This is a genomic window from Microbacterium meiriae (genome assembly GCF_032364335.1).
Lineage (GTDB): Bacteria > Actinomycetota > Actinomycetes > Actinomycetales > Microbacteriaceae > Microbacterium > Microbacterium meiriae.
The window spans coordinates 3,351,029-3,376,943 of record NZ_CP133984.1 but is presented as its reverse complement, the minus strand read 5'-3'; the positions used below and the strand labels follow the sequence as shown (position 1 = coordinate 3,376,943).

Annotated in this window: 31 protein-coding genes; 18 read left to right on the top strand and 13 right to left on the bottom strand. The window is 69.2% G+C overall.

Translation table 11 applies throughout. The annotated features are described in order from the left end of the window. The first annotated feature begins 44 nt into the window (after positions 1 to 44). Positions 45 to 1,451: a hypothetical protein gene (locus tag RI211_RS16490; protein ID WP_315636714.1), complete on the top strand. Its 1,407-nt coding sequence runs from the start codon at positions 45 to 47 to the stop codon at positions 1,449 to 1,451. A gap of 94 nt (positions 1,452 to 1,545) precedes the next feature. Here the strand turns inward: RI211_RS16490 and RI211_RS16485 are convergent, their stop codons facing one another. Next, positions 1,546 to 2,016 (bottom strand): acyl-CoA thioesterase, encoded by a 471-nt coding sequence (locus RI211_RS16485; RefSeq protein WP_081811533.1) that lies wholly within the window; start codon positions 2,014 to 2,016, stop codon positions 1,546 to 1,548. Positions 2,017 to 2,152: 136 nt separating this feature from the next. On the opposite strand from RI211_RS16485, the gene RI211_RS16480 reads away from it, so the two are divergent. Continuing rightward, positions 2,153 to 2,767 carry a ClpP family protease gene (locus RI211_RS16480; protein WP_315636713.1) on the top strand — a complete coding sequence of 205 codons (615 nt, stop codon included), beginning with the start codon at positions 2,153 to 2,155 and terminating at the stop codon, positions 2,765 to 2,767. Beyond that, positions 2,764 to 3,366, top strand: a complete 603-nt coding sequence (locus tag RI211_RS16475; RefSeq protein WP_315636711.1) for a ClpP family protease — start codon at positions 2,764 to 2,766, stop codon at positions 3,364 to 3,366. Before RI211_RS16480 ends, RI211_RS16475 begins: the two co-directional genes overlap by 4 nt. A 70-nt stretch (positions 3,367 to 3,436) precedes the next feature. Here RI211_RS16475 and RI211_RS16470 read toward each other — a convergent pair whose 3' ends face one another. From RI211_RS16470 to RI211_RS16460, 3 genes are all read right to left on the bottom strand, one after another. Further along, complete coding sequence (locus RI211_RS16470; protein WP_315636708.1) at positions 3,437 to 3,787, bottom strand: helix-turn-helix domain-containing protein; 351 nt, start codon at positions 3,785 to 3,787, stop codon at positions 3,437 to 3,439. A 62-nt stretch (positions 3,788 to 3,849) separates the two neighbouring features. Beyond that, positions 3,850 to 4,320: a MarR family winged helix-turn-helix transcriptional regulator gene (locus RI211_RS16465; RefSeq protein ID WP_187662707.1), complete on the bottom strand. Its 471-nt coding sequence runs from the start codon at positions 4,318 to 4,320 to the stop codon at positions 3,850 to 3,852. A gap of 17 nt (positions 4,321 to 4,337) precedes the next feature. Next, on the bottom strand, positions 4,338 to 4,988 hold the full coding sequence (locus RI211_RS16460; protein ID WP_268776914.1) for a GTP cyclohydrolase II: 651 nt from the start codon (positions 4,986 to 4,988) through the stop codon (positions 4,338 to 4,340). Positions 4,989 to 5,103: 115 nt separating this feature from the next. Between RI211_RS16460 and RI211_RS16455 the strand changes: the two genes are divergently transcribed. Continuing rightward, positions 5,104 to 5,943 carry a sulfurtransferase gene (locus RI211_RS16455; protein ID WP_187662705.1) on the top strand — a complete coding sequence of 280 codons (840 nt, stop codon included), beginning with the start codon at positions 5,104 to 5,106 and terminating at the stop codon, positions 5,941 to 5,943. Here RI211_RS16455 and RI211_RS16450 read toward each other — a convergent pair. Beyond that, complete coding sequence (locus RI211_RS16450) at positions 5,931 to 6,857, bottom strand: hypothetical protein (RefSeq protein WP_268776915.1); 927 nt, start codon at positions 6,855 to 6,857, stop codon at positions 5,931 to 5,933. The genes RI211_RS16455 and RI211_RS16450 overlap by 13 nt on opposite strands. Positions 6,858 to 7,145: 288 nt before the next feature. Between RI211_RS16450 and RI211_RS16445 the strand changes: the two genes are divergently transcribed. The 3 genes from RI211_RS16445 to RI211_RS16435 are packed head-to-tail and all read left to right on the top strand — an operon-like array spanning position 7,146 to position 9,635. Next, positions 7,146 to 7,796 (top strand): acyl-CoA synthetase, encoded by a 651-nt coding sequence (locus RI211_RS16445; protein ID WP_315636706.1) that lies wholly within the window; start codon positions 7,146 to 7,148, stop codon positions 7,794 to 7,796. Then, positions 7,793 to 8,152, top strand: coding sequence for a hypothetical protein (locus tag RI211_RS16440; RefSeq protein ID WP_187662702.1), 360 nt, complete (start codon positions 7,793 to 7,795; stop codon positions 8,150 to 8,152). The genes RI211_RS16445 and RI211_RS16440 overlap by 4 nt, the downstream gene beginning before the upstream one ends. Positions 8,153 to 8,201: 49 nt before the next feature. Then, positions 8,202 to 9,635 carry an MFS transporter gene (locus tag RI211_RS16435; protein WP_315636704.1) on the top strand — a complete coding sequence of 478 codons (1,434 nt, stop codon included), beginning with the start codon at positions 8,202 to 8,204 and terminating at the stop codon, positions 9,633 to 9,635. Between the two features lie 10 nt (positions 9,636 to 9,645). Here RI211_RS16435 and purB read toward each other — a convergent pair whose 3' ends face one another. Together purB and RI211_RS16425 are read right to left on the bottom strand one after the other, a co-directional pair. Beyond that, entirely contained in the window at positions 9,646 to 11,028 is a 1,383-nt protein-coding gene (gene purB, locus RI211_RS16430) for an adenylosuccinate lyase (RefSeq protein ID WP_315636841.1), read from the bottom strand. Positions 11,029 to 11,042: 14 nt separating this feature from the next. After that, positions 11,043 to 11,564: a low molecular weight protein-tyrosine-phosphatase gene (locus RI211_RS16425; protein WP_187662700.1), complete on the bottom strand. Its 522-nt coding sequence runs from the start codon at positions 11,562 to 11,564 to the stop codon at positions 11,043 to 11,045. Between the two features lie 165 nt (positions 11,565 to 11,729). Here RI211_RS16425 and RI211_RS16420 point away from each other — a divergent pair, with 165 nt between their 5' ends. Next, a complete protein-coding gene (locus RI211_RS16420; RefSeq protein ID WP_315636701.1) occupies positions 11,730 to 11,984 on the top strand; it encodes a hypothetical protein in 255 nt (84 codons plus the stop codon). Next, the gene (locus tag RI211_RS16415; protein WP_315636699.1) at positions 11,981 to 13,276 is read left to right on the top strand and encodes a hypothetical protein; all 1,296 of its coding nucleotides are present in this window, start codon (positions 11,981 to 11,983) and stop codon (positions 13,274 to 13,276) included. Before RI211_RS16420 ends, RI211_RS16415 begins: the two co-directional genes overlap by 4 nt. Positions 13,277 to 13,311: 35 nt before the next feature. Here the strand turns inward: RI211_RS16415 and RI211_RS16410 are convergent, their stop codons facing one another. From RI211_RS16410 to RI211_RS16400, 3 genes are read right to left on the bottom strand one after another with little or no spacing between them, the layout of a single operon-like run. After that, positions 13,312 to 13,716 carry a phage holin family protein gene (locus tag RI211_RS16410; RefSeq protein ID WP_187662697.1) on the bottom strand — a complete coding sequence of 135 codons (405 nt, stop codon included), beginning with the start codon at positions 13,714 to 13,716 and terminating at the stop codon, positions 13,312 to 13,314. A 34-nt stretch (positions 13,717 to 13,750) separates the two neighbouring features. Beyond that, on the bottom strand, positions 13,751 to 14,134 hold the full coding sequence (locus RI211_RS16405; RefSeq protein ID WP_315636696.1) for a type II toxin-antitoxin system death-on-curing family toxin: 384 nt from the start codon (positions 14,132 to 14,134) through the stop codon (positions 13,751 to 13,753). Positions 14,135 to 14,137: 3 nt separating this feature from the next. Then, positions 14,138 to 14,344, bottom strand: coding sequence for a ribbon-helix-helix protein, CopG family (locus RI211_RS16400; protein WP_101847995.1), 207 nt, complete (start codon positions 14,342 to 14,344; stop codon positions 14,138 to 14,140). Between the two features lie 67 nt (positions 14,345 to 14,411). Here RI211_RS16400 and RI211_RS16395 point away from each other — a divergent pair, with 67 nt between their 5' ends. The 5 genes from RI211_RS16395 (at position 14,412) to RI211_RS17010 (ending at position 19,794) form a co-directional block, all read left to right on the top strand. Next, the gene (locus tag RI211_RS16395) at positions 14,412 to 15,479 is read left to right on the top strand and encodes a histidinol-phosphate transaminase (RefSeq protein ID WP_315636694.1); all 1,068 of its coding nucleotides are present in this window, start codon (positions 14,412 to 14,414) and stop codon (positions 15,477 to 15,479) included. A 105-nt stretch (positions 15,480 to 15,584) separates the two neighbouring features. Beyond that, positions 15,585 to 16,712 (top strand): thiamine pyrophosphate-dependent dehydrogenase E1 component subunit alpha, encoded by a 1,128-nt coding sequence (locus RI211_RS16390; RefSeq protein ID WP_232089125.1) that lies wholly within the window; start codon positions 15,585 to 15,587, stop codon positions 16,710 to 16,712. 11 nt (positions 16,713 to 16,723) lie between these two features. Further along, positions 16,724 to 17,689, top strand: a complete 966-nt coding sequence (locus tag RI211_RS16385; protein WP_187664256.1) for an alpha-ketoacid dehydrogenase subunit beta — start codon at positions 16,724 to 16,726, stop codon at positions 17,687 to 17,689. A gap of 122 nt (positions 17,690 to 17,811) precedes the next feature. After that, positions 17,812 to 19,176 (top strand): dihydrolipoamide acetyltransferase family protein, encoded by a 1,365-nt coding sequence (locus RI211_RS16380; RefSeq protein ID WP_315636691.1) that lies wholly within the window; start codon positions 17,812 to 17,814, stop codon positions 19,174 to 19,176. A 129-nt stretch (positions 19,177 to 19,305) separates the two neighbouring features. Beyond that, a complete protein-coding gene (locus tag RI211_RS17010; RefSeq protein ID WP_396654997.1) occupies positions 19,306 to 19,794 on the top strand; it encodes a helix-turn-helix domain-containing protein in 489 nt (162 codons plus the stop codon). A 66-nt stretch (positions 19,795 to 19,860) separates the two neighbouring features. On the opposite strand, the gene RI211_RS16375 is transcribed toward RI211_RS17010, so the two are convergent. The 3 genes from RI211_RS16375 to RI211_RS16365 form a co-directional block, all read right to left on the bottom strand. Beyond that, positions 19,861 to 20,454: a hypothetical protein gene (locus RI211_RS16375; protein WP_315653636.1), complete on the bottom strand. Its 594-nt coding sequence runs from the start codon at positions 20,452 to 20,454 to the stop codon at positions 19,861 to 19,863. A 211-nt stretch (positions 20,455 to 20,665) separates the two neighbouring features. Next, positions 20,666 to 21,328: a DUF6036 family nucleotidyltransferase gene (locus RI211_RS16370; RefSeq protein WP_315636688.1), complete on the bottom strand. Its 663-nt coding sequence runs from the start codon at positions 21,326 to 21,328 to the stop codon at positions 20,666 to 20,668. A 50-nt stretch (positions 21,329 to 21,378) separates the two neighbouring features. Next, a complete protein-coding gene (locus RI211_RS16365) occupies positions 21,379 to 21,723 on the bottom strand; it encodes a hypothetical protein (protein ID WP_315636686.1) in 345 nt (114 codons plus the stop codon). Positions 21,724 to 22,867: 1,144 nt separating this feature from the next. Here RI211_RS16365 and RI211_RS16360 point away from each other — a divergent pair. Genes RI211_RS16360 through RI211_RS16345 form a run of 4 tightly spaced genes read left to right on the top strand, consistent with a single transcriptional unit; the run spans position 22,868 to position 25,847 of the window. Continuing rightward, positions 22,868 to 23,854 carry a hypothetical protein gene (locus tag RI211_RS16360; RefSeq protein WP_315636684.1) on the top strand — a complete coding sequence of 329 codons (987 nt, stop codon included), beginning with the start codon at positions 22,868 to 22,870 and terminating at the stop codon, positions 23,852 to 23,854. Between the two features lie 57 nt (positions 23,855 to 23,911). After that, positions 23,912 to 24,250 carry a PadR family transcriptional regulator gene (locus tag RI211_RS16355; RefSeq protein WP_315636682.1) on the top strand — a complete coding sequence of 113 codons (339 nt, stop codon included), beginning with the start codon at positions 23,912 to 23,914 and terminating at the stop codon, positions 24,248 to 24,250. Beyond that, complete coding sequence (locus RI211_RS16350; RefSeq protein WP_315636680.1) at positions 24,247 to 25,164, top strand: HAAS signaling domain-containing protein; 918 nt, start codon at positions 24,247 to 24,249, stop codon at positions 25,162 to 25,164. Before RI211_RS16355 ends, RI211_RS16350 begins: the two co-directional genes overlap by 4 nt. A gap of 8 nt (positions 25,165 to 25,172) precedes the next feature. Further along, positions 25,173 to 25,847 (top strand): hypothetical protein, encoded by a 675-nt coding sequence (locus RI211_RS16345; protein WP_315636678.1) that lies wholly within the window; start codon positions 25,173 to 25,175, stop codon positions 25,845 to 25,847. Positions 25,848 to 25,915: the final 68 nt, after the last annotated feature.

Here is a 25,915-nt window from a genome sequence, read left to right as displayed (position 1 = left end):
ACAGTCGCGGGTGGCAACGACGCCACTGACCTCGGGAGTCCTCAATGACGAGTGAAAAGACCCACGCGCACGGCCTCGGCATGCGCATCGCCGTGATCGTCCTCAGTCTTCTGCTGGCGGCGATGGTGCTGCTGTTCTTCGCCACGATGAGCAAGGTCTCCGCTGGGGCCGCGGAGCTCGCGGACGGCACGACCACCGCGCGGGGCGGATCCGCGGACCTCGCCGCCGGTGCCTCCGACCTCGCCGCGGGAGCCGACGACCTGGCCGCGGGCACGCAGGATCTCGCGGCAGGCACGGCGACGGCGCAGCAGGGTTCCGAGAAGCTGAGCGACGGGGCGACGACGGCCGCCGCGGGCGCCACGACGCTCGCCGAGGGCGCCGGAACCCTCGCGGCGGGAGCCGCCACCGCTCTCGACGGTGCAGGACGAGTGAGCGGCGGAGCGCAGACGGCGCTCGCCGGGTCGCAGGCGCTCGCGGCGAAGATGGCGGCGGCGGATGCCGGGGCCCGAGAGCTCGTCGCGGGAGCGACCACGCTCGCCGCGGGCGTCGACGGCGCGCACCGGTACGCGAACGGCGTGCTCGAGGGCGCGACGACTCTGAGCACCACGCTGCGCGCCGGAGTGAGCGCCGACGTGCAGAAGCTCGCCCATCCGGACACGCAGACGCTGCTGACGGGCGTCGCCACGAGCGCTCCCGGCAATGCGCGGACGCTCGCCGCCGGTCTGCAAGGTCTCCTCGCCGCACACCCTGATGACGTGCAGCTCCAGCAGCTCGCGACGCTCGCCGCCGGTGTCGAGAAGCAGGTCGGCGCGCTGGCCGGCCCCGCCGCGGCTGCTCCGGGCCTCGCACAGGGACTCATCGGCGCCGCCGACGGCTCCGCACGCGTCACGGCGGGCGTCGGTGCGCTCATCAACGGCGACCCCTCGAAGGGCTGGCCGGGGACGGTGGTGCTGGTCTCCCCGAAGGGCGCTCCCGCCCTGGTGGCCGGAGCGCAGACGCTGCAGGACGGCACCTCCCGGCTCGCGGCAGGTGCGGCGGATCTCTCGTCCGGGCTGCAGACCCTCTCGACCGGGGCGTCGTCGCTGTACTCCGGCACCGCGGAGCTCAGCGCCGGCGCGGCGCGGCTCGACGACGGTGCCGGGTCTCTGGCCACGGGCGTCGGCGCGCTGCAGTCGGGTGCCGGTGACCTCCGATCCGGGATGAGCGAACTCCGCACCGGCGCCGACGCGGTGGCCGAGGGCTCCGGGGCCCTTGCGAGCGGAGGCGCGAGGCTCGACGCCGGTGCCGCCGACCTCGCGGCCGGCAACGGACGTATCGCCGACGGTTCGGGCACCCTCGCGACGGCCACGGCGGGCGCCGCGCCCTCTCTGCTCCCGTGGATCCTCGGGATCGGTCTCGTCGGCCTGATCGCGATCGGGTTCTGGATCGGCCACCGCGTCGCCCACCGCTGATCTTCGACCCACCCCCTTCCGCGCGACCCACCCCGCAAAGTGCGTCACTTATGGGGGTGGGTCGACCGCAAGGGGGTGGGTCGGCGAGTGAAGGTCAGCGCTTCGGGAGGGGGATCGTGCCGGTGGCGATGCGCTCGGTGGGCATGCGGTCGCGATCGTAGGTGATCTCGTCGTAACCGTGCGGGGTCGGCAGGCCGTCCTCGCCGATGCTGACGAACACGATCTCGTCGATGGTGAGGATGCGCTTGCGGGTGATCATGTTGCGCGCGACGGCCCGCATCGTGAGCGACGTCGTCCCGAAGCGGGTGGCCTGCAGCCCGATCTCGATGAGGTCGCCCTGCACCGCCGACGCCTCGAACGTGATGGCGGAGATGTGCCGGGTGACGACGCGGTAGTTGCCGAGCTGCACGATCGCGTAGATCGCGGCCTCCTCGTCGATCCACTTCAACAGGCTCCCGCCGAACAGCGTGCCGTTCGCGTTGAGGTCTTCCGGGCGCACCCACTTGCGGGTGCGGAAGTTCAGGCCGTCCTCGGACTGCCATGCCGGTGCTTTCTGTTTCGCCATGCCCCGAGGCTAGGCGGCTCGTGCGTCGGCGGTGTTACGCCGGGTTTTCGGACGGGTGCACGCGCCGCCGCTCACAGCGGATCTGCTCCGGGCGGATTCGCTCCCGCGGTCATGACCGGAGCCGGATGCTGGGGACATGAGCGAAGACACCCCTCTCCCGCAGTTCGGCCCCGAGGCCCGGCGCGCCCTGTTCCACGAACGGGTGCTCGTCCTCGACGGCGCCCTCGACGACGACAACGGCACCCTTCTGATGACCCAGCTCCTCGGCCTCGCCGCGGAGGACCCGACGACCGACATCGCCCTCTGGATCCACTCGCCAGGCGGCTCTGTGCCGTCGATGCTGGCGATCCGCGACCTCATGCACCTCATCCCCAACGACGTCTCCACCCTCGCCCTCGGCCTCGCCTGCAGCGCGGGACAGTTCCTGCTCTCCGCGGGGACGAAGGGCAAGCGGCGCGCTCTCCCGCACGCCCGGATCCTCATGCACCAGGGCTCGGCGGGGATCGGCGGATCGGCGGTGGAGATCGAGGCGCAGGCCGACGACCTCCGGCACATGCGCGACACCGTCCTCGGCCTCATCGCCGACGACACCGGCCAGCCCCTCGCGCGGATCTTCGAGGACTCCCTCCACGATCGCTGGTACACCGCGGCCGAGGCGCAGGGCTACGGGTTCATCGACGAGATCGTGCAGTCCGCGGCGGAGATCATGCCCCGCCGTCGGGCGCGGGTCGGACTGGGAGCGGACGTATGAGCAGCTACACGATCCCCCACGTCATCGCGCAGCACCCGCGGGGTGAGCGGGTGATGGACGTCTACTCGCATCTGCTCGCCGAGCGCGTCATCTACCTCGGCACCGGGATCGACGCGGGGGTGGCCAACGCCCTCATCGCGCAGTTCCTGCACCTCGACGCGGACAGCCCGGAGACCGGCGTCCAGTTCTACATCAACAGCGAGGGCGGGGATCCCGGTGCCGCGCTGGCGATCTACGACACCATGCAGCACATCCGCCCGCGGATCGCGACGACCTGCGTCGGGCAGGCCATCGGTCCGGCGGCGCTGCTCGTCGCGGCGGGGGCGCCGGGGGAGCGAGCGGCCCTCGCCCACGCGCGCATCGTGCTGCATCAGCCGGCCGGGCAGTCACGCGGAGCCATCCCGGACCTCATCCTCGCGGCCGACGAGGTCGTGCGGGTGCGGGCCGACATGGAGTCGATCCTGGCCCGGCACAGCGGTCGCGCGCTCGCGGAGCTCCGCGTCGACACCGACCGGGACCGGGTCTTCGCCGCCGCCGCGGCTCTCGAGTACGGCCTCATCGACACCGTGCTCGGTCCCCGTGATCCGGATGCACGATGAGGTGACGGGTGCACGACGGATTTCCGGGATCCGTCGTGCACCCGGACTCCGGTCGTGCAGGTGAAAGGGGTCAGGCGGCCAGAGCGAAGGCGCCGCGGGAGGTCGACACCGCAGCCGCGGCGGGGGCGGCCTGACGGAGCTCCTCGGCGACCGCGCTCGTGAGCTCCACGAGAGTGGCCTCCAGCGCGCCGGCGATCGCGGCGATCATCTCGCTGGACGGCTCCTTCCGGCCGCGCTCGACCTCGGAGAGGTACTGCGGCGAGACCCCGGCCTTCTCCGCGGTCTCGCTGAGTGTCTCCCCGCGGTCATGGCGTCGCCGTCGCAGCTGATCGCCGAGCATCTCGCGCCACAGCGGTTCGGGTCCGTTGGACGGCGGACGGACGGGATGCGGGGCGCGGGGGAACGGGACGATGTCGGCCATGCCTCACGATAAGCCGCCGCCCGCGGGGCGATCGAGACGTTCTGCTCAGAGCAGAACGCGGCTCAGAGCGCGGCCGTGACTCCCGGCAGCAGCGCCCCCAGGATGTCCTGCAGCCGCTGCCGATCCTCCGCGGACAGCGGGTCGAGGATGAGCTCGCGGATCTGGGCCACGTGGACCGGTGCGGCCGCGCGGAGCATGTCCCGTCCGGCCGGGGTCAGCGTCGCGGAGAGGGTGCGCTTGTCCGTGCTGCACGAGGTCCGTTCCACCCACCCGCGCTCCTCCAGCGAGTCCAGGGCGTGGCTCAGGCGCGACCGGCTGAGTCCGGCGATGCGCGCGAGCTCGGTCATGGTGACGGCGTCCTCACCCTGGCCGGCGAGGGTGACGAGGATCGCGTAGCGGGCGTGGTTGAGCCCGACCTCGTCCTTCAGCGCCCGGTCGAGGACCTGCGGCAGCAGTTGGACGAACCGGATGATCGGCAGCCAGGTCGCGAGCTCGCCGTCGTCGAGCCGCCGCGGGTGCCGCGCCTCGTTCATGTCGTGCTCCTCGGAGGTCACGCCGCGGTCAGGTCGATCGTGTGGGCCGTGTGGTCGCGCTTCGCCTGGAGGTAGCGCGAGTTGGCTGCGGAGAGGTGCACCTCGGTGCGGACGCGCTCGGTGACCTGGATTCCGAGCCCGTCGAGCTGCGCGGCCTTGTCGGGGTTGTTGCTGAGCAGGCGGATGCGGTCCACGCCCAGCGCTCGCAGCATCTGGGCCGCCACGGTGTAGTCCCGCTCGTCCTCGCCGCGGCCGAGGGCCACGTTCGCCTCGTAGGTGTCGAGCCCGGCGTCCTGCAGCGCGTAGGCGTCGAGCTTGGCGTAGAGCCCGATGCCGCGGCCCTCCTGCCGCAGGTAGAGGAGGAAGCCGCCCTCCGCGGCGATCCGCTCCACGGCCTCCCGCAGCTGCGGTCCGCAGTCGCAGCGCTCCGAGCCGAACACGTCACCGGTGAGGCACTCGCTGTGCGGGCGGACGAGGGGCGCGACCCCGCCGTCGACGGCGCGATCGAGGGCGGCCTGCCAGTCGCCGAGGCCGAGCAGCAGGTGCTCGCGGCCGTCCACGAGTCCGTCGAAGGTCACGACGTCGGCCGTCGTGCCGAAGCCGTCCGCGAAGCGCAGGGGCACCCGCACGCGGGTGCGCTCCGCGGCGACCGTTGAAGTTTCAATCATGTGAGGGGAAACGCCGGAGACGCGCGGCTATTCCCGCAACCGTCGGGAGGCGATGACCGTGTCCGTCCGTGACGGAGGCAGACGGGGAGCGCCGCGCACTCGGTAGCCTCGCACCATGAGTCACTTCGTCACCGCGACCGAGCTCCACGACCTCCTCGAGAACGGCGCCCCGATCCGGGTCATCGACGTGCGCTGGCGCCTCGACCGCCCAGAGGCGGGCCCGGGCGACTATCGCTCCGGCCACATCCCCGGCGCGGTGTTCGCGTCGTTGGATCAGGAGCTCTCCACACCCGGGGCACCGACCGAGGGCCGCCATCCGCTCCCCTCGACGGAGACCCTGCAGGCGGCGGCCCGGCGATGGGGTGTGCGGCAGGGAGACACGGTCGTCGCCTACGACGACACCAAGGGACTCGCGGCGGCCCGGGCGTGGTGGCTGCTGCGGCAGGCAGGGGTCGACGTCCGGGTGCTCGACGGCGGGCTGCGCGCGTGGACCGCGGCCGGATACGACCTGGCGACCGACGACGTCGTGCCGGAGACCGGCGATGTCGTCCTCGCGGATCCGGGCCAGGACGCCCTCTCGATCGATGAGGCGGAGGCGTTCCCGGAGACCGGGGTGCTGCTCGACGTCCGCGCCCCGGAGCGCTACCGCGGCGAGACCGAGCCGCTCGACCCGATCGCCGGGCACATCCCCGGCGCCCGGAACCTCCCCACCACGCGGCACCTCGACGACAACGGGCGCATCCGCGACCGTGACACGGTGCTGGCGACGCTCGCCGAGGTCGGGGTCACCCCGGAGACGCCGGTGGCGGCCTACTGCGGGTCGGGAGTCACGGCGGCGCACACGGCTCTGGTGCTCCACGAGGTCGGCATCCCGGCGAAGGTCTTCCCCGGCTCCTGGAGCCAGTGGTCGAACACCCCGGGGCGGCCGGTCGCGACGGGGGATCAGCCGGGCTGATCGCCCCCGCGAGGACCGTACCCCCAGCGCAGACCGAGGGCGCCGGGGCCGAACGCCCGACGGACCTGATGCACCGACGTGCCCCGTGGTCGGGGGAGCGCGGTGACGACGGTGCCTCCGGCGGTCTCGACGAGTTCGTCGCACCAGTCCGGGACGGCATCCGGGTGGAAGCGCGTCCACACCAGGACCTCCCGGGCCTGGCGGGACAGGGCGTGTCCGGTCTCGCGATCCGACGGGTGGCCCGGCTCGTACTGCACCGACCACTCGAGCACCGCGGTGTCCGGGGCTGCGAGCGGGACGTCGAGTTCGATCAGCGCACCGTGCGCCTCGCCGTTCGGGTGGGAGTAGCGCGCGGTGACCCGTCCGCCGGCCACGGCCGTGAGCCGCGGCGGAGGCCCGGGCACGCCGGGGGTGAGGTCGAGGACGGGGATGGCGGTGATCACGCCGCTCGTCGACTGCACGATGCTGCGGGTGAGGCAGGAGGACACCTCGCCGTCGGCGTCGACGTCCGTGACGGAATGGACGGTGAGCTCCCGCGACGGGTCCGGGTACGTGGCGCCGAGGGCGGCGTAGACCTCGCGGACGGCCCGTTCCATGTCGACCTGCTCCAGCGGGAACCCCTGCGGTCCCAGGGGTCCTGTGCGGTGCGGACGGAGGAGACGGCTCAACGCCCCGGATTCGAGGCACAGCAGGTCCTCGATGTCGGCGAGGGCGGCGAGGGACTGCGGTCCTTCCGGGCGACGGGCCCCCGAGCGCCAGTAGCTCAGCGTGGCCATCGAGACGCGGTTGCCCCGGTCGCGGAGCTGCCGCTGCAACCACGACAGCGTCACCGGTCTCGCATTGATCGCATCGCGCAGTGCCGCGGCGAACGCGTCCGGCGTCGCCGCTCTCCTCTCGCCGTCCCCAAAACCCATCACAGCCCCCGCCCGGTATGTGAAGAACACACCTCTACAGTGAGCATAAGACCGCACGCGCGCACCTCAGGGGACCAGGTGGGCATGTGGGTCACGGGGCTGCGATGTCGCGGGGAGGGTGCCCGACCCGGCGACAGCGGCCCGACGCAGTGATGCCCCCCTTGCTGCGTATGTCGTGAAGCCCGGCAATCGATCTGGGGAGATCCGCCGGGCTTCACGAGCATCCCCGGGCGCGTGCGGCTCTCGGCCCCGCGTAGACTGGGGGAAACCCCGGAGGATCTGGCCGTTATGTCTGCCCCTGCTCGCGCGTTCACCATGCGCCACGTGCAATTGCTGCGCGCGTTGTTCGCGGCCGTCGCCGCCCTGATGATCACCTTCTCCTCGGATCACTCCGCCGCGGTCGGTCTCGCCGTCTTCAGCGGCTTCGCTCTGGTCACCGCCCTCGTGCACATCCTCGCGGCCTGGCTCGTCCTCCCCGCGGGGTCGCGCTGGGCGGCGATACTCCTCGCGGTCGTCAGCGTCATCGCGGGTATGGCGAGCGGTGTGCCCGCGTGGCGCACCGACGACATGTTCTTCATCGTCCTCATCACCTGGGGCGTGCTCAGCGGTGGCCTCGAGCTGCTCGCCGGCATCCGGGCCCGCCGTGCCGGGGGAGCGCTCGCCACCGACGCGATCACCGTCGGGGCTCTCGGGCTGCTCCTCGCCGTCGTCCTGCTGCTGATCCCCTCGGGCTTCGTCCAGGAGTACACGATCGAGAAGGCGGGCACGTTCCAGCTGTCCGGCATCATCCTCGGCGTGGGGATGTTCGGAGGGTATGCGGCCATCGTCGCCGTCTTCCTCGGCATCGCCGGCCTCACCCCGAAGCGTGCGGACGCCGATGACGTCGCTCCCGCCCCCGAGAACGATGCGGCTCCTGTGGAGCACGGAGGAGAGAGATGAGCGACGACAAGCCCACCCGACGGGACATCCTGCGTCCCCTCCACCTGCTCGGCATCGCCCTGGGCTGCGGCGTGTTCGCCATGGTGGTCACTCTCGTCTCCACCGGCGCGTTCACCCTCCGCGTGAACACGGCCATCGCGAACGGCACCTACGAGGGTCTCACCCCCGTGGCGTTGAGCCTCGTCGTGGGTGGCGGCGCCTTCATCGCGACGCTCCTGATCCTCGCGATGCTGATGCTCGCGATCGACCCCGCCGACGTCACCAAGACCATCGACCGTCCCGTGCTCTATGACGCGGAGGACGACGGCAAGGGTGACGGCACCACCGACGAGCCGGGACGCCCCGCCTCGACCTGATCCGTCATACGGGCGGAATATCGGTGAGGTCCTTCCGCTTGTCCCTGGAGTGACTGCCTCCGTCGACCGCGCCTCCATCGGACTCCGGTCGGAGCGCGGACCCATCCTCGGCGCGCTCATGCTCGCCACCGGCCTCATCGCGATCGACGCGACCATCCTCGCGACCGCTGTCCCGAGCATCGTGCGCGACCTCGGCAGCTATCAGCAGTTCCCGTGGCTGTTCTCCGTGTACCTCCTGGCGCAGGCCGTCAGCGTGCCCATCTACTCCCGCTTCGCGGACACGGTGGGCCGCAAGCCGATCATCCTGCTCGGCATCGCCCTGTTCCTGCTCGGATCGATCCTCTGCGGGTTCGCCTGGAGCATGCCGGCGCTGATCGTGTTCCGCATCATCCAGGGCATCGGCGCCGGTGCCGTCGCGCCGATGTCGATGACCATCGTCGGCGACATCTACACGGTCGCCGAACGCGCCAAGGTGCAGGGATACGTCGCGAGCGTCTGGGCCATCTCCTCGGTCGTGGGCCCGGCGCTCGGCGGGATCTTCGCGCAGCTCGACGCCTGGCGATGGATCTTCTGGATCAACGTCCCGCTGTGTCTGATCGCCGGGTGGATGCTGCTGCGCACCTACCGGGAGCAGAAGCAGACGCAGAAGCACAGCATCGACTACGGCGGAGCGGTGCTGCTCACGATCGGGTTGACCGCGCTCATCCTCGGCATGCTGGAGGGTGGGAACGCGTGGGCCTGGCTGTCGGTGCCGAGCGCCCTCTGCTTCGGTATCGGGGTGGTCGCGCTGGTGGCCTTCGGGTTCGTCGAGCGCCGGGTCGCGGAGCCGATCGTCGATCTGCGCCTCGTCACACGTCGGCTCATCCTCACGACGACCATCGTGTCGCTCGGCATCGGGGCGTTGATGCTCGGGGTGACGAGCTTCGCCCCCGCCTACCTCGAGGGGTCCATCGGCATCGCTCCGCTGCTGTCAGGTCTCGCGGTGGCTGCTCTGACCCTCGGCTGGCCGCTCGCCGCCGCGAACGCCGGCCGGCTGTACCTGCGCATCGGCTTCCGCCGCACCACCCTGATCGGCATGAGCATCACCACGGTCGCCGCCGTCGCGCTCGCCGCCGTCGCCTCCTGGCCGAACCCGTTCGTCGTCGCCGGCATCGCGTTCCTCCTCGGCTTCGGGCTCGGGTGGAGTGCCGCGCCGACCCTCATCGCCGCTCAGGCCTCGGTCGGCTGGGGCGAGCGCGGAGCGGTGACCGGGATGAACGCGTTCGCACGGTCCGCGGGAAGCGCCGTGGGGGTGGCGGTGTTCGGGGCGATCTCCAACGCCGTCATCGCGCAGGGCGCGGGACCCGACGACCCCGACACGATCATCCACGCGTCGGTGTGGGTGTTCGTCGCGGTCGCCGTGACCGCCGTGCTCACCCTGATCGCCGCCGCGTTCATGCCGAAGGACAGCGTCGAGGAGCACTCCGGGGAGTCCGGCTCCTAGCTCCCCGGGCTCAGCGGGCGAGGCGCTCCGCGATACCGGTGTAGGTCGCGGGGGTCAGTGCGAGCAGCCGCTGCTTGGCCGCGTCGCCGATCTCCAGGCCCTGCACGAACTCGGCGAGGTCGGCGGCGCCCACCCGGTGTCCGCGCGTGAGCTCCTTGAGGAGCGCATACGGGTCCTGGATGTTCGACCGGCCGGCGACGACCTCGGCACGGATCACCGTCTGGATCGCCTCGGCCAGCACCTCCCAGTTCACGTCGAGGTCGGCGAGCAGCACGTCGCGCGACAGCGAGATCGCGTTCAGGCCGCGGCGCAGGTTGTCGAGCGCGAGCAGCGAGTGCCCGAATGCGACGCCGATGTTGCGCTGCGTGGTGGAGTCGGTGAGGTCGCGCTGCAGGCGGCTCGTGACGAGGGTCTGGCCGAGTGAGGCGAGCAGAGCGCCCGAGATCTCGAGGTTGGCCTCGGCGTTCTCGAAGCGGATCGGGTTGATCTTGTGCGGCATCGTCGACGAGCCGGTGGCCCCGGCGACCGGGATCTGCGCGAAGTAGCCGAGCGAGATGTAGGTCCAGATGTCCGTCGCGAGGTTGTGCAGGATACCGCCGGCGTGACGCACGCGGTCGTACAGCTCCACCTGCCAGTCGTGCGACTCGATCTGCGTCGTCAGCGGGTTGAACCCGAGATCGAGCCCTTCGATGTATTCGCGGGCGATGGTCGGCCAGTCGGCGTCCGGGTCGGCCGCGAGGTGAGCGGACCAGGTGCCGGTCGCTCCGGAGAACTTCGCGAGGTACTCGGAGCCGGCGATCTGGCTGCGCACGCGCTCGAGGCGCCAGGCGAAGACCGCGAGTTCCTTGCCCATGGTCGAGGGCGTGGCGGGCTGCCCGTGCGTGCGGGAGAGCATGGCGGCGTCGGCGTGCTCGACGGCGAGCTCCCGCAGCTTCGCGATCACGGTGTCGAGAGCCGGGAGCCAGACCTCCTCGACGGCGCGCTTGACGGTGAGCGCGTAGGACGCGGAGTTGATGTCCTCGCTCGTCGCCGCGAAGTGCGTCAGCTCGGCGATGTGGTCGAGGCCGAGCGTGGCGAGCCGGTCGCGCACGAGGTACTCGATGGCCTTCACGTCGTGCTGCGTGACGGCCTCCTTCTCGGCGAGCCAGTCGATCTCGGCCTGCCCGAAGTCGCGGTAGAGCGCGCGCAGGCGCTCCTTGTCGTCGTCCGACAGGGGGCTCGTCTCGAACAGCGAGCGGTCGGTGAGGGCGATCAGCCATTCCACCTCCACCTCGACCCTGGCGCGGTTGAGTCCGGCCTCGGAGAGGAAGTCGGCGAGCCCGGTGACGGCGCCGCGATAGCGGCCGTCGAGGGGGCTGAGGGGCTGCGGCGGGAGCGAAGGCTGGAAAGTCAGGGGAATCCTCCTGATCAGGCCCCGAAGGTTCGGGGCGTGCGGGGCAGGCGCAGGGCCGGTTCGAGCTGGCGGAACAAGCCGCGAGTCGCCGTCTCGATCATACCGAGCACCGAATCGAACATCTCCGGGCCCGCGTAGTAGGGGTCGGGGACGTCGTGGGTCGAGGCGTCGGGATCGAAGGCGAGGAGGAGGGTCACCTTGCCGTCCTCGTCCTCGTCTCTGGCCCATTCGCGGAGGATGCGCTCGTGCGTGCGGTCCAGGGCCACCACGAGGTCGTTCTCGGCGAAGGACGCGGCGGTGAACTGGCGGGCGCGGTGGAGCGAGCCGTCGTAGCCGCGACGGGCGAGCGCATCGATGGTGCGGTGATCGGCGCGCTCCCCGAGATGCCAGTCCCCGGTGCCCGCACTGCGGGAGACGATCCGGGAACCGAGACCCTGCCGTTCCGCGAGGTCCCGGAACACGGCCTCCGCCATGGGGGAGCGGCAGATGTTGCCGGTGCAGACGAAGATCACGCGGAAGGGATCTCGGGCTGTCACGGATCCATTCTGCCGGTCGATGCGGTTCCTGCACAGCGCCGCCCGGATCGCGACCCGCCTTCGACTCTCCTGCACCGTCGTGTGTGGGCGACGACTGTCCACGGTCCGTGCCCGTGTGAGGCGCATCCGGAGCCGGGGAACGAAGGGCGGGGAAAGGGTGGATCCATGTCGTCCTTCCCTCTCACCGCCCTCTCTCCCGGTGTCGACCCCGCGCTGCGCGCCGCAGTGCTGTCCGAGCTGGATGCGGCCGGGGAGCGACTCGACGAGGCGGCGTCCGTGCTGACGGCCCTGCGTGATGCGTGCTCCTGGGAATCCGAGGGGGTCGAGGCGCTGCGGACGGCGCTCTGGCGGCTGTCCGAGGACGCGACGCCGGTGCGCGCCATGATGCAGCAGTGCCGCAGGGAGGCGGAAGCGGCATGAGCGGGCTCAGCATCGACCACGGCGGCGCGATCGCCGTGGACACGGCGCAGCTTCGCGACCTCGCGGTACGGGTGCGGGGCGTCGTCCCGGTGTTGGCGGAGGTGGCCGATGCCGTGGCGCGCGCGGAGGCGCTGCTCGCCACGGCGGCGTGGACGGAGCTGGCCCCCGCGGCCTGGTCGCTGCGGTCCGTGGCGACGTCGCTGGACGGGCTGACGGCCCGCGTCGAGAAGACGGCCGCCGATCTCGTCCTGATGGCGGAGGCGTACGAGGTCGTCGAGCTGCGCGCGCGGGCGGAGGCGCTGGCGCACACCGACGCGGCCGCCGCCGCCGCGGTGGAGGCGCGCCTGGCGCGGCTCCTCGCCTCGGACGGGAGTGTGGGAACGCTCGCGGACACTCTGGAGCGGACCGCGGATGCCCGGCGGTTCCGCGGCCTCGACGACCAGTACGACGCCGCCGGTCTGCTCCCACCGGTCTTCCTGGGCGGTGCGTTCGTAGGGGTGACGTCGGGACTCGGGCGCGTCCGACCGGGAATGGCGCTCGGCGCGACGGCCGATCCGGTACGCGTCTCCGTGGCCTCCCGCTCGCGGCCGACCGGCGCACCGAGCGGACTGGCGAGTGCGCTCCGCCGCCTGCCCTCCGCCTCCGGGGCGCAGGTGGCGATCGAGAAGTACACGATGCCCGGTGAGGCGCCGCGATACGTCGCCTACCTCGCCGGCAGCCGCTCGATGTCGCTCCGCACGGCCGGCGGGACGGAACCGTGGGACATGAAGTCGAACATCGAGCTCTACACCGGGGGCCGGTCCGCGTCGTATCAGGCGACCCTCGACGCCCTGGCCGCGGCCGGTGCGAGACCCGGGGATCGGGTGGATGTGGTCGCGCACTCGCAGGGTGGGATGATCGCGGCGCACCTGGCGATGGAGAGCCCGTTCGCGGTCACGACTCAGATCACCGCCGGAAGCCCCGTGGAGCCGACGCTCTCCGCCGATCACACCCTGGTGCAGCTTCGGCACACCGACGACGTGGTGTCCGCGCTCGCCGCGGGAGGGGCGAGGGAGGGCACAGGCTCGGCCGACAGCTTCACCGCGAGCCGGGTGGGCGACCCCGACGCCGGTCGCCAGGACCTCGCGCTCGAGACGCACTCCCTGGAGAACTACATGGAGACCGCGGCGATGGTGGATGCCTCCGCCGACCCGCGGGCGGAGGCTCTCGACGCCTACTGGGCGGACCTGGACCGCGCCGTCACCGTCGACCGCACCGAGTACCGCGCGGAGCGTGTGCTCCCCGATCCCTGAGCCGCACGCGCCGTCGGCAGACGCCGGTGGACGGGTCAGTCGCGGCGGGAGCGCTTGTTCTGCGGGCGCAGGATGAAGCCGAAGATGCCGTTGATGATCGAGATGATCAGGGCGGCGAGAACGCCCCACCAGAACGACTCGACCGTCAGGCCCCATCCGAAGCTGCTGGTGATCCAGGCGGTCAGCCAGAGCAGGAAGCCGTTGATGAGGAAGCCGATGAGGCCGAACGTGATGATGTACAGCGGGAAGGCGACGATCTTCACGACCGTGCCGATGATGGTGTTCACCAGCGCGAAGAGGGCTCCGACTGCGAGGAGCGTCAGGACGAGCTGCAGCGTCTCGCCCGGCGGGAAGGCGCGCACCGTGACCTGGAGCACGGGGATGAGCGTGACGACCCAGATGGCGAACGCGTTGACGACGACCCGGATGATGAAGCGCATGATGTGTTCAGTCTCCCACGCGGGGCTCTCGGTGTCAGCCGCGGTCGTCCACCGGACGGATGTGGGCGGCGAGGACCTGGGAGATCTCCCCGAGATCCATCCGGCTCTGCGCGACATCGATCACGAACTCGAAGGCTTCGTCGTTCGTAAAGGTGAGGTCGTAGCCGTTCAGCCGGATAAAGATGAAGGTGAGATAGAGCGCCGTGCGCTTGTTCCCGTCGAACAGTGCGTGATTCTGGGCAACGGAGCTCATCAGGGCGGCCGCCTTCTCCGCGAAGGTCGGATACGCATCGACGCCGAACATCCCGGCGGCAGGTCGCGCCAGAGCGGAGAAGAGCAGTCCCTCGTCGCGCACATGCAGGCCGAGCTTCGCGATCAGCGCGAGGGCCTGCTCGGGCTCGATGTACTCGGTGGTCATCGATCAGGCGTCCTCGAGGCGCGTGATGGCGTCGCCGTAGCGTTCGGTCACCTCGTCCGCGAGCGCCAGAACTCGATCGGTCTTGGACTCGCTGTTCGCGAACCGGGTGGCCGCCTCGATGATCACGGCGTGCTTGGAGACGTGCCGGGCTCGTGCGATGTCTTCGAGCCGTGCATCGAGTTCCGCAGGGAGTCGCACCGTCATAGCCATACCAGAATGGTATCACCGCACCCTCGGCCTCGAAAGGGTGGCGGGACACACGTCCTAGACTCGACGCGTGACCGAGCCGACCCTGCCCCGCATCCGTCCCGCCATCGCCTCCCTCGCGCCGTACCGCCAGGGCAAGCAGGCCGGTCCCGAGGCCTTCAAGCTCTCCAGCAACGAGAACCCGTTCGATCCGCTCCCCTCGGTCGTCGAGGCGCTGCAGCACACGACGCCGATCAACCGCTATCCCGATGCCACGGCCGGCCGCCTGCGTTCGCGGCTCGGAGCCCGCTACGGCGTTGAGCCCGAGCAGGTCCACGTCGCCTCCGGCAGCGTCGCGATCCTGCACCAGCTCGTGCTCGCCACGGCCTCCGTCGGCGACGAGGTCGTCTACGCCTGGCGGTCGTTCGAGGCATACCCGAGCCTGCCGCTCGTCGCCGGGGCGACCGGGGTGCAGGTGCCGCTGACCGCCGACTCCCGTCACGACCTCGACGCGATGGCCGACGCCGTGACCGACCGCACGCGCGCGATCATCGTCTGCACGCCGAACAACCCGACCGGCCCGATCATCACCTCTGCCGAGTTCGCGGCGTTCGTGGATCGCGTGCGGTCCGACGTGCTCATCATCCTCGACGAGGCCTACGCGGAGTTCGTCACCGCCCCCGACGCCGTCGACGGCCTGGCCGAGCGCGTCTTCGAGGCGCACCCGAACGTGGTCGTCCTCCGCACGTTCTCCAAGGCCTACGGTCTGGCCGGGCTCCGGGTCGGCTATGCGATCGGCCACGAGAAGGTGCTCGACGCGGCGCGGACGACCGGCATCCCGCTGTCGGTGACATCCGCGGCCGAGAACGCCGCCATCGCGAGCCTCGACGCCGAAGCCGAGCTCCTCGAGCGCGTCGCCGTGATCGTCGAACGCCGCGCCCGTCTCGTCGAGGGGCTCCGCGCGCAGGGCTGGGAGGTGCCGGACGCCCAGGGCAACTTCGTCTGGCTGCCGACCGGCGCGCGTACGGACGAGGTCGCGGCGGCGTTCGTCGACGCCGACCTGATCGTGCGCCCTTTCTCCGGCGACGGCATCCGGATCTCCGTCGGCGAGGAGGCGGCCGTCACCCGTGTGCTGGAGGTCGCCGCAACCCTCCGCTGAGCGCGACGCCGCCCTGCGAACCGCGGAATCTCGGGGTTCCGGGGAGATACGAGGGCGTCCTAGGTATGCGTGACCCGGCATGCCGACGCGGGTAGCGTGGGGGCCGTGAGCACCTCTGAGACCCCCCTCGTGCGCGTCCTGGACGAGACCGGAAAGGTCGCCCCGACGCCGGCCGCGGAGCAGTACCTGCCGCTCATCGAGGCCATCCCCGACGACGAGCTCGCGCAGTTCTACCGCGACATGGTGGGCATCCGCGCGATCGACACCCAGGCCACCAACCTGCAGCGCCAGGGGCAGCTCGCCCTGTGGCCGCCGAGCCGCGGACAGGAGGCGGCGCAGGTCGGCTCCGGTCGGGCCGCCCGCGCGCAGGACACGATCTTCCCCTCGTACCGCGAGCACGCCGTCACCCGGATCCGCGGCGTGGACCCGGTGGACATCATCAAGCTCATGCGGGGCGTCTCCCACGGCGGCTGGGACCCGACCGACCCGAAGAACGGCAACACCCGCCTCTACACGCTCGTGCTCGGCTCCCAGGTGCTGCACGCCGCCGGCTATGCCATGGGTCTCACGTTCGACGGGCGCACCGGCACCGGCGACCCCGAGCGCGACGAGGCGGTCGTCGTGTACTACGGCGACGGGGCCTCCAGCCAGGGCGACGTGCACGAGGCGATGGTGTTCGCGGCCAGCTACCAGGCCCCGACGCTGTTCTTCCTGCAGAACAACCACTGGGCCATCTCGGTCCCCGTCACCACGCAGTCCCGGGTGCCGCTCGTGCAGCGCAGCGCCGGGTACGGCATCCCCAGCGTCCGCGTGGACGGCAACGACGTCCTCGCCAGCTACGCGGTGTCCCGCGTGGCCCTCGACGAGGCGCGCGGCGGCGGCGGCCCTCGCGCCATCGAGGCCGTGACCTACCGGCTCGGCGCGCACACGACCAGCGACGACCCCACGAAGTACCGCGGCGACGACGAGGAGCTCGCGTGGGCCGGGCGCGACCCGATCGTCCGGATGCGCGCGTTCCTGGAGAACCGCGGCGCCGAGGAGGGCTTCTTCGCCGAGGTCGACGCCGAGGCCGCCGACGCCGCGGAAGACCTCCGCGCCCGCACCGTGCAGCTCGGCCCGCCCCGCGCCGACCTCATGTTCGACCACGTGTACAGCGAGCCGCATCCGCTGATCGAGGAGCAGAAAGCCTGGCGCGCCCGCTACGAGGCGTCGTTCGAAGGAGAGGGCCAGTGACCCGGGAGACCATGCCGCTCGGCAAGGCGCTGAACGCCGGTATGCGCAAGGCGATGGAGGACGACCCGAAAGTCCTCCTCATGGGCGAGGACATCGGCAAGCTCGGCGGCGTGTTCCGCATCACCGAGCACCTGCAGCGCGACTTCGGGGAGCAGCGTGTGCTGGACACCCCGCTCGCGGAGTCGGCCCTGGTCGGCACCGCGATCGGCCTCGCGATGGCCGGGTTCCGTCCCGTCGTCGAGATCCAGTTCGACGGCTTCGTCTTCCCCGCGTTCGACCAGATCACCACCCAGCTCGCCAAGCTCACCAACCGGCACGAGGGGTCGCTGCGGCTGCCCGTCGTGATCCGCATCCCGTACGGCGGGCACATCGGGGCGGTCGAGCACCACCAGGAGAGCCCGGAAGCGTACTTCACCCACACCCCCGGTCTGCGCGTGGTGTCGCCGTCCACCGCGAACGACGCCTACTGGATGATCCAGGAGGCCATCGCGTCGGACGACCCGGTGATCTTCCTGGAGCCGAAGAGCCGGTACTGGCCGAAGGGCGAGGTCGAGCTCGACGCGCCCGCCGTCCCGCTGCACTCCTCGCGGGTGGTGCGGACCGGGACGGACGTGACCCTCGTCGGACACGGCGCCATGGTGACGACGCTGCTCCAGGCCGCCGCCCTCGCCGAGTCCGAGGGCACGAGCTGCGAGGTCGTCGACGTGCGCTCGCTGTCGCCGGTGGACTACGAGCCGATCCTCGGGTCGGTACGCAAGACGGGCCGCATGGTCTACGCGCAGGAGGCTCCGGGATTCACGAGCCTCGGCAGCGAGATCGCCGCGACCGTCATGGAGCGCGCGTTCTACGCCCTCGAGGCTCCGGTGCTGCGCGTCTCCGGCTACGACACCCCGTTCCCGCCCGCGAAGCTCGAGGGCGCGTACCTGCCGGACGCCGATCGCATCCTCGAAGCCGTCGACCGCTCCCTGGCCTACTGACACCGACGTTCCATGTTCACAACTCAGGACAACCGCCCCCTTCACCCGTCCAGCGCGGGCGCAGGGGCGCGCACCGGTTCGAGTCTCCTGAGTTATGAACGCGGCCCACGAAAGGACTCCGCATGAGCACGCAGAACTTCCCCCTTCCGGACGTCGGCGAAGGGCTGACCGAGGCCGAGATCGTCGCGTGGAAGGTGGCGCCGGGTGACCGGGTCGCCATCAACGACGTGATCTGCGAGATCGAGACCGCGAAGTCCCTGGTCGAGCTGCCCTCCCCGCACGCGGGCGTGGTCGGCGAGCTGCTCGTCGACGAGGGGGCGACGGTCGAGGTCGGCACCCCGATCATCACCTTCGTGACCGACCCTGCGGCGGGCTCGGGGAACGGTTCGGTGGCGCCCGGCACCGTCGCGACGGCGGAGGCGCCCGCGCCCGAGGAGGGCGGCGGGTCGGTGCTCGTCGGCTACGGCTCCGGAAGCGGCGCGACCTCGCGGCGCAAGCGCCCGGCCGAGCGCCCCGTGCGGTCGTCGGTCGGCGTGATCGCGAAGCCGCCGATCCGCAAGCTCGCCCGCGACCTCGGCGTCGACCTGACGAGCGTGGCGCCCACGGGTGCCGACGGCGAGGTCACCCGCGACGACGTCATGAAGCACGCCTCGCAGGCCAGCGTGTTCCGCAACATCGAGACCCCGGAGTGGGGGAGCGTGCGCGAGGAGACGGTGCCCGCGCCGCAGGCCCCGTCCGGCCTGGCTCGCGGCCTCGCACCGGTGCGCCCGTCGGCGGCCGGCGACGACCGCACCGAGTCCATCCCGGTGAAGGGCGTGCGCAAGGCGACGTCGTCGGCGATGGTGCAGAGCGCGTACTCCGCCCCGCACGTGACGGTGTGGAAGGAGATCGACGCCACCCGCACGATGGAACTCGTCAAGCGCCTCAAGGCCTCGCCGGACTACGCCGACATCAAGGTCTCGCCGCTGCTCATCATGGCCCGCGCGGTGACCTGGGCGGTGCGCCGGACACCGATGGTCAACGCGGCCTGGATCGACACCGAGGCCGGTGCCGAGATCGCCGTGCGCCACTACGTGAACCTCGGCATCGCCGCCGCCACGCCCCGGGGTCTGCTCGTGCCGAACATCAAGGACGCCCAGGACCTCAGCATGAAGGATCTCGCCCGCGCCCTGAACCGGCTCACGCTCACAGCACGCGAGGGCAAGACCCCGCCGGCCGACCAGCAGAACGGCACGATCACCATCACGAACATCGGCGTGTTCGGGATGGACGCGGGCACTCCGATCATCAACCCGGGCGAGGCCGGCATCGTCGCCATGGGCACGATCAGCCAGAAGCCCTGGGTCGTCGACGGCGAGGTGCGCCCGCGCTGGGTGACCACGGTCGCCGGCTCGTTCGACCACCGCGTGATCGACGGCGACGGCATGAGCCGGTTCATCGCCGACGTCGCCTCCATCCTCGAGGAGCCCGCGCTCCTGGTGGACTGATGTGAGACGGCCTTTGAACCCGCGCCAACGGAGCATTCAAGTTGCTCCCGAAAATCGGATTTGCTCCAGATCCGGTAGTTGCTCCATGCAATCAGCGGGATCGCTCCTGAAACCAACGAGAGGAGCGCCGTGAAGAAGCAAACGCGGCTCACTCCCGCAGCTGGGGTGGAGAACTGGCCGGACCAACGCGCCGCCGACCACTCGACAGAAACGGCGCGCGGGCCCGCCCTGAACCTGCGTGCGGCGCTTGCGGGCAAGAGCGTCCGGGCGCTGGCACGGGAATCCGGAATCGACGAGGGAACGATCCGTCGAGTGCTCGCGGGTTCTGTGTGGGCCGCCCTGAGGACGATCTCCTCGCTGGAGAATGCGCTCGGCATCCCCCTCTATCCGCGCCTTGAGTGGATCGGGGTTCCTGCCCGGCGCGGCGCGATGCCGGGGCGAGCGAGCGCACCATCCGACACGTCTTGGCGGGCGCGGTCTACCCAGGCACGAACTGATTCAAGCCGCGCGGACCATACGGCTGCTGATGTCCAGACGGCCGAGCGGCGCTTCCTTCCCGGTCATCGCCACCCACCCCGGGGATCAAGTGGCGCGGACTTATACATCGACGATATATAAGTCCGCGCCACAGCAGCGCGCTTCGAAATGGGATGGGCGTTCGGCTATGCGAGGATGCATCTGACTTTAAAGGAGAGCATCAGTAGCTCTGATGTAGTCGGCGCTGAGCTGAAGCGCATCATTCGCTAGGTCACGGCAGGTGCTCATCGCACGGTATCGGCGCGAAGGATCCCCCGGACCATCGGGTTTTCGAAGATCGAGTTCGTGGACGATCTCGTTTCGAGCGACGAAGAACGCCGCGTGACGCGCGAGCCGTGCATCGGTGAACGCACCGGCTTCGGCGATCCCGAGAGCGTCACGAACAGCTTTGAGTTCCTTCTCGCTCTGCAAGCTGCCTTTCGTGAGACGCTCGAGATAGACCTCGCGTAGCTTTGCATCAGCGCTGGGAGCTGTCAGAATTGCTCTCGCGAGTCTCGGTTCTTCCTTCGGTAGCGCACCGGCGAACGCAGCGAGCTTCCCACGTGCGGCCGCCGACTTGTCCAGCAGGACGCCGAGCGTGTCCTCCAGAAGTTGCTTGAGGACCGCGTCTATCCCTGCCCCGGCGAAAGCAACTGCCGCCCGTAGCAGGTCTGTCTCGCCGTGCGAGAGCCGCCGAAGCTCTTGCCCGGCGAGCCGCTTCGCTTCCCGAGCCGCGTGGAGAGTGTCGAACAGGCCTTGCACGCTCGAATGAGCGCCCTCTAGTTGACGAGCTGCATCACGCGTCCGCGCCCGCGACGTAAGCGGAGCAGGCAGTGGATCAACCTCGAGCCGGGCGTTTGCAACCATGCGGCCGCTATCGCATGACGGTTCTCCTTGGCGCGTTGCCGACAAGGACCAGTGGCGGTTAGCGCCGATGATCGAGACATCGGCCACGCTGATAGAACGGTACTCCTCAGAGGGTCATCTCCGGAGGAGTGCCGTCCTTCGAAGCGAAGCGCCCCCGGTTTGTCGTGGCTCCAAGCTCGCCTGCGCGGCGCGGACCTCCGCGAGTGGGAGCAGGCACGTCCCAGTCCCGTGAACGCTGCACGCGGTCGTGAAGCGATTGGGCGAACACCCATGCATGATTGATGTCTCGCTCTTGACGTTCTTCGCGTCCATTCACCACAAGGACGTCGACAGGCGGCTTCACGTCTGCGAGACGGTCTAGCAGAGTGCCAGAGTCGATGAGCCCCGCATCGACCAACTCCTGAACAAACTCGTGGTCCTTGGTCCGGTTGGCGATTATCTTCGAGACGCAGAGGTCATGAGGATCAAGGCATAGCCCCACGACCTTGACGCCGTTCAACCGTTCTGCTGGCACGGGCACTACGCGATCCTGCCATCCGGTTGGCAAGACCGCGGTCGAGGGTCCCACTCCGTCGACATAGAAACCGTGATTCGCGTGGAAGTCGCTCAGCTCTCCGATGGCGAACAGCAACTCGGACATCCTCTCCGCATCCTCGACGCCGAGCGGGAAGATGTCGACCTCGACTGAATCGGTCGCGCGTTCAGGGAGTTCGTCCTCGCCGAAAGTCCCGAGAATGGATTGACTGCCGATCACATAGATCTTGTCCACTTCCAGGACGGTTGTGGCGGCCCGAATTGCGTGCTCTAGCTGATGCCGGTTCATACGAGCAGGCCCGGGCGAGACGTTACTTCCTCGATGATCTCTCGGCGGCGAGCGTCGGGAACGACCCGGAGAAAGACCGTCATGTTGCGCATTTCGGCCGACTCTTCGTCCTCGCCGATTAGGCGAGCGCTGAGCGCTTCCCAGTCGCGTCGCTCCAGCATCGAACGCCAGGCGTCGATTCGCTGATGGGCGCCAAGACTACGCGCGTTGGGGCGCACGCGAGAAACGCCCTCCAGTCCAAGTTGGCGCACCCGTTCCGGGTCTTCGCGCAAGAGACGAGCGATCTCTCGATGCAGCTCCAAGCTCAACAAGAACTTGCGGTCTCGACGCACCTCGTTCACGCTGTCACCTCCCTATCTCAGTATGCCGTTTCGCCATTGCTTCGTCGCGGGCTTGTCTCTCCCCCTATGCGCGGTGTGTTCGAGCCAGGACGTCGAAGTCGCGGTTCGACAGCTCCCAGCACGGACGGTTTCCCGAGCCGGTAGAACTTGAATGGTGCGTGGAGCGGGACGCCCGCCAGGGGAGGGTACGGCGAACGCCCCGCCTGCTGCTGGTGATCGGATGCGAGCCCCCGTATCAATCGCGTCCGGCCAGAGCACACCTAGCATGCTGTTTAAGCGCGAGCTTCGCCGCTCGCGGAGGTCCTTTCCGGTGCTGCGCGGGGGCGCGAAGCGTGCGGGGTACACGTACGAACACCGGACTCAGAACCTTCATCCGGTCCTCCACTTCGGGGGAAGGGGGGAGCGGCCACCCACTTAAAGCGCGACCACAGCGCGCGCGGTCTGTAGCAAGCTCTTTCATGCCACCTTGGTTCACCGCGACGCCATGCAGTCCGCGGGTCGCGACATGCGCTTGCGGTCAATCTCTGATAGTCACGCATGGTGAGCGAGCGAATCGTTGATCAGCTCCGCGGCGGCCAGATAGCCAGCCGTCCGTCTTCGAGGTTCCCCAGCGTGTTCCGGATCTGCTGGGCCGTTCGCGCCCGGCTCATCAGCGACCCCTGCGACGCGGTGCGCCCACCGGTCAGTTGGGTGACGATCTTCTGCCTGCATGGACGAGGAGGCTGCGGCCGCATTCTCACTCGTGCGACGCGACCAGTTCAAGCGCCTGCGGTCCCTCCAGAGGGTCGAAGCTTTGGAGCTGCTCCAGCACGTCTCCAATGACGGGGCGGCCGCGTCGTCATCTCCTATCCCCGGCGGCTTTTGCGCGCCGCCGAGACACTCGAGAACTTCCGCGATGCTGCGGCAATGAGAAAGTGATCATTTGACAACAAAGCGAAAACGTTGCGCATTGACAACGAAATATTGGGCCCACAAACCCATGAAGACACTACCGGAAAGCTCGCTTGAGGGTGTACCGAAATGTCCCCCAAAAGGCCTACATCGAATCGGCGAAGCACTATGTAGCCTCCGAACGGGGCATGCATACAACGACCCCGAATCTGATTCAGCAAAAGACGAAAGGCATAAGGTGAAACGACGAAGAGTGTTCACGCCCGTGGGGCTTGTAGCGACTGCAGTTCTGGTCGCCGCAGCGTCACCGGCACAGGCGGCTGCGGAAGATTCCTCCGACGCGGCATCCACCATCGCAGAGGTCGCTCCGGAGGTTCTCGCCGACGCGGTACCTACGGTCGCTAGCGGCGGTGAGATGACCGTCGCGGCGGACGAGACGACGACAACTTTCCCCGCATCGACGGACGATGCCGTCCTGTTTGAGGCGGACGGTCACGCGGTGCAGATCACCCTCCCAGCCCCAGACGCGGCCAACCGTGCGGACATCGCCGAAGGGCTCGTCGCGTACGACAACCAGGACGGCACGACCACGGTCCCCGTCGTGAAAGCGGACGGAAGTCTGCAGTTGACGACGATCATCGACCAGGCCGCGGCACCGACGACGTACTCATACGATCTCGGGCTGCCCGAGGGGTACAAGCTCCTTCGAGCCGATGAGGGCGAAGGCATCGGCATCGTCTCGGCGGACGAGACCGATCTGCTCGGAGTGTTCGCCGCTCCATGGGCGGTCGACGCGAACGGGCGCGACGTTCCGACACGCTATGAGATCGAGGGCACCGCGCTCGTGCAGGTCGTCGACCACGACGCTGACGCCTACGCATACCCGATTGTCGCCGACCCCTGGCTGGGAAAGGACCTCTACGGCACCCCATCGTTGACCTCCTGGAACGGTAAGTTCAAGGTGAACGTCACTCCGACGCAGCAGGGCAAAGACTGGGCAGGGGTCGGGACCTGGTGGGCTCATGCCGACGAGGTGAAGAACAAGCTTGCCAAGCGGTATCCATCGCGCCCGGCGAATCAGCGCTGGGACGTGAACGTCCAGGAGCAGCTGTACTGCCACATTGCAGGCTTGCCGTTCTCGCTGCCCGAGTACAACCTCGAGGCCGCGAGGAAGTTCTTCCATTGGGAGACGGCGGCGCTGTACAAGTGCAACTACCCCGAGGGCCGGTTCTCGGGCTAACCCGCAAGAGAGTGACCTTGCATTGCAATACTTGTGATGCAGGGTTACTCTCTTCTCATGGACGACCCGATAGAGCGGATAGCGACCAACTTGCGAAAGGGCGTGCTCGAGTTCGGGCTGCTCGGTCTTCTGGTGCAGCGCGACATGTATGGCTTAGAGCTCGCCGAGGAGCTGAAAGCGCGGGAGCTGATCTCCAGCGATGGCAGCTTGTATCCACTCATCGCGCGGCTGCGCGACAACGGTCTCATCGAGCCCGTATCCGCCGTCGAGTCCTCTGAGAGACCGCGTCGCTACTACGGGGTAACGGCAGCCGGGCGAGCGCACCTCGATGCGTTCGCCCACGTGTGGGCCGCTATTGCCCCGACCATCAACGAACTCTTGGAGGGCAGGAAGTGAACGTCGAAGCAGCGAAGAAGCGCTACCTCCGCACCGTCCGAAACGAGCTCGTCGAGATCCCCGCAGCTCAGCGGTCGCTGGTCCTCGCGGATCTCGAGGACCATATCGAGGACGCCACTAGTCGAGGCGCCGAGCTCGACGCGGTCCTGACAGACCTCGGCCCCGCACGCAGCCTGGGGACAACTGCCCACGGCGAACTCCTCGCTGCTCATGCGGCCAATGCAAGAGCCGCACGAGCGGCGAGATGGTCTCTCATCGGCGCTGCAACTCTTGGGATCATCGCCGCCCTGGTCGCGGCCTTCGCCGCTCCCCTCTGGGACACAGTCAACCGAGAAGACACGGCGACGGATCTGTCATTGACGATCTCGCCAACGACGGGGCCTTGGATTGCGCTGGTGGGAGTGCTGCCCTCGCTGATCGTCCTTCTTTCCCTCTCGATGCGTCCACTCGCCCGAAGGGTGACGCTCCTGACGCTCGCTGGCACCCTGACGTTGCTTTACACGGCGGGCTTGAGCACGCTCGGCTGGTACATCCCCTTCATCGCTCAACTCTGGGTAGCCATCGTCCTGCCCATTGCCGTCGCCCGCGGATTCCGTTGGCCGACCACGTTCGGGTGGCGTGTCGGCGGGGCTCTGGTTCTCACCCTGCCCCTGCTTGCGCTGTCGATGCGAGCCCATGATGCAGTAACGCTCGCCGTTGTCATCGCTTCCGCGGTAGTCGCAGTGTGTTGGGCATCGGGTTCCCGCGTCGCCGACCTTGTCACTGCAGGGTGGGGCGCAGCCCTAATGATCCTGGCCGTCGTCCAAGCCGGCTCGTTCATGCTGCCGGCGTGGTGGGCCGGTGGTCTTTTCGTCATCCTCGGCCTTGCCGCTCGATCCGCCCGACCTCAGCCAGCTACCGGAGCGCCCGCATGATCTGGAACATGAATCGTCAACACCTCCTCGCCCCTGCGGGGGTCGTCACGGCCCTGTTCGTGCTGGCGGGGTGCACCGGAAGCAACCCGGCGGATCCCGATTGGTCGCAGTACCCCGCTCATGCTCTCGTCCCCGCCGACACCGTCCTCGCTGCCCCCACCGAGAGCAAAATGGTCCAGCGAGGAGAGGACATCCTGGAGGAAGTCCGCGAAGAGATCGCTACGAAGTATGAGATCGGATCTTGGGAAGAACGGTTCGAGGCCACCTGGCAGCCGTTCGGACCGAACGGATACGGCGGAGAGTCACTCCTGTCCTCCTACACCGCGCCGACCTGGGAAGCACCGGCCGAACTGCCACCGTCCGAGTGGGACGGCGTCATCGACGTCGTGACAGAGGTGGCCGAGCGGCACGGACTGACGCTCCTCGACGACGCCGGGGAATCAGGATCCTCCTGGTCCCAGCACGCGACCTTCGAGGATGATCTGTTCTACATTGAAGTCGTCGTCGCCGACGCACGCCTGAGCCCGGAGGAACTCGAAGCGGCGAAAGCGCAGAACGCACTCATCTCGGGCATCGCGTTGAACGCGGGCGGGACCACCGTTCGAGACCTCGACTGGAAGACGTTCACGGATCGCGCAGCACAGTTCGACGGCTACGATCTTCCCCCGGCGACCTCCGACTGACTGGCCCTGTCGGCGGGCATCAGACCGCGGGCTCAGTTCGTCGGTCCTCAGTGATTGCATGGAGCAGG

Coding starts and splice junctions, on each gene's coding strand:
- RI211_RS16440 (WP_187662702.1), top strand. CDS start 7,793: ATGAGCGACGACAAGCCCACCCGACGGGACATCCTGCGTCCCCTCCAC.
- RI211_RS16465 (WP_187662707.1), bottom strand. CDS start 4,320: ATGAACGAGGCGCGGCACCCGCGGCGGCTCGACGACGGCGAGCTCGCG.
- RI211_RS16380 (WP_315636691.1), top strand. CDS start 17,812: ATGAGCACGCAGAACTTCCCCCTTCCGGACGTCGGCGAAGGGCTGACC.
- RI211_RS16480 (WP_315636713.1), top strand. CDS start 2,153: ATGAGCGAAGACACCCCTCTCCCGCAGTTCGGCCCCGAGGCCCGGCGC.
- RI211_RS16345 (WP_315636678.1), top strand. CDS start 25,173: ATGAATCGTCAACACCTCCTCGCCCCTGCGGGGGTCGTCACGGCCCTG.
- RI211_RS16455 (WP_187662705.1), top strand. CDS start 5,104: ATGAGTCACTTCGTCACCGCGACCGAGCTCCACGACCTCCTCGAGAAC.
- RI211_RS16410 (WP_187662697.1), bottom strand. CDS start 13,716: ATGCGCTTCATCATCCGGGTCGTCGTCAACGCGTTCGCCATCTGGGTC.
- RI211_RS16485 (WP_081811533.1), bottom strand. CDS start 2,016: ATGGCGAAACAGAAAGCACCGGCATGGCAGTCCGAGGACGGCCTGAAC.
- RI211_RS16460 (WP_268776914.1), bottom strand. CDS start 4,988: ATGATTGAAACTTCAACGGTCGCCGCGGAGCGCACCCGCGTGCGGGTG.
- RI211_RS16385 (WP_187664256.1), top strand. CDS start 16,724: ATGCCGCTCGGCAAGGCGCTGAACGCCGGTATGCGCAAGGCGATGGAG.
- RI211_RS16420 (WP_315636701.1), top strand. CDS start 11,730: ATGTCGTCCTTCCCTCTCACCGCCCTCTCTCCCGGTGTCGACCCCGCG.
- RI211_RS16490 (WP_315636714.1), top strand. CDS start 45: ATGACGAGTGAAAAGACCCACGCGCACGGCCTCGGCATGCGCATCGCC.
- RI211_RS16475 (WP_315636711.1), top strand. CDS start 2,764: ATGAGCAGCTACACGATCCCCCACGTCATCGCGCAGCACCCGCGGGGT.
- RI211_RS16405 (WP_315636696.1), bottom strand. CDS start 14,134: ATGACCACCGAGTACATCGAGCCCGAGCAGGCCCTCGCGCTGATCGCG.
- RI211_RS16470 (WP_315636708.1), bottom strand. CDS start 3,787: ATGGCCGACATCGTCCCGTTCCCCCGCGCCCCGCATCCCGTCCGTCCG.
- RI211_RS16415 (WP_315636699.1), top strand. CDS start 11,981: ATGAGCGGGCTCAGCATCGACCACGGCGGCGCGATCGCCGTGGACACG.
- RI211_RS16450 (WP_268776915.1), bottom strand. CDS start 6,857: ATGGGTTTTGGGGACGGCGAGAGGAGAGCGGCGACGCCGGACGCGTTC.
- RI211_RS16400 (WP_101847995.1), bottom strand. CDS start 14,344: ATGGCTATGACGGTGCGACTCCCTGCGGAACTCGATGCACGGCTCGAA.
- RI211_RS16355 (WP_315636682.1), top strand. CDS start 23,912: ATGGACGACCCGATAGAGCGGATAGCGACCAACTTGCGAAAGGGCGTG.
- RI211_RS16445 (WP_315636706.1), top strand. CDS start 7,146: ATGTCTGCCCCTGCTCGCGCGTTCACCATGCGCCACGTGCAATTGCTG.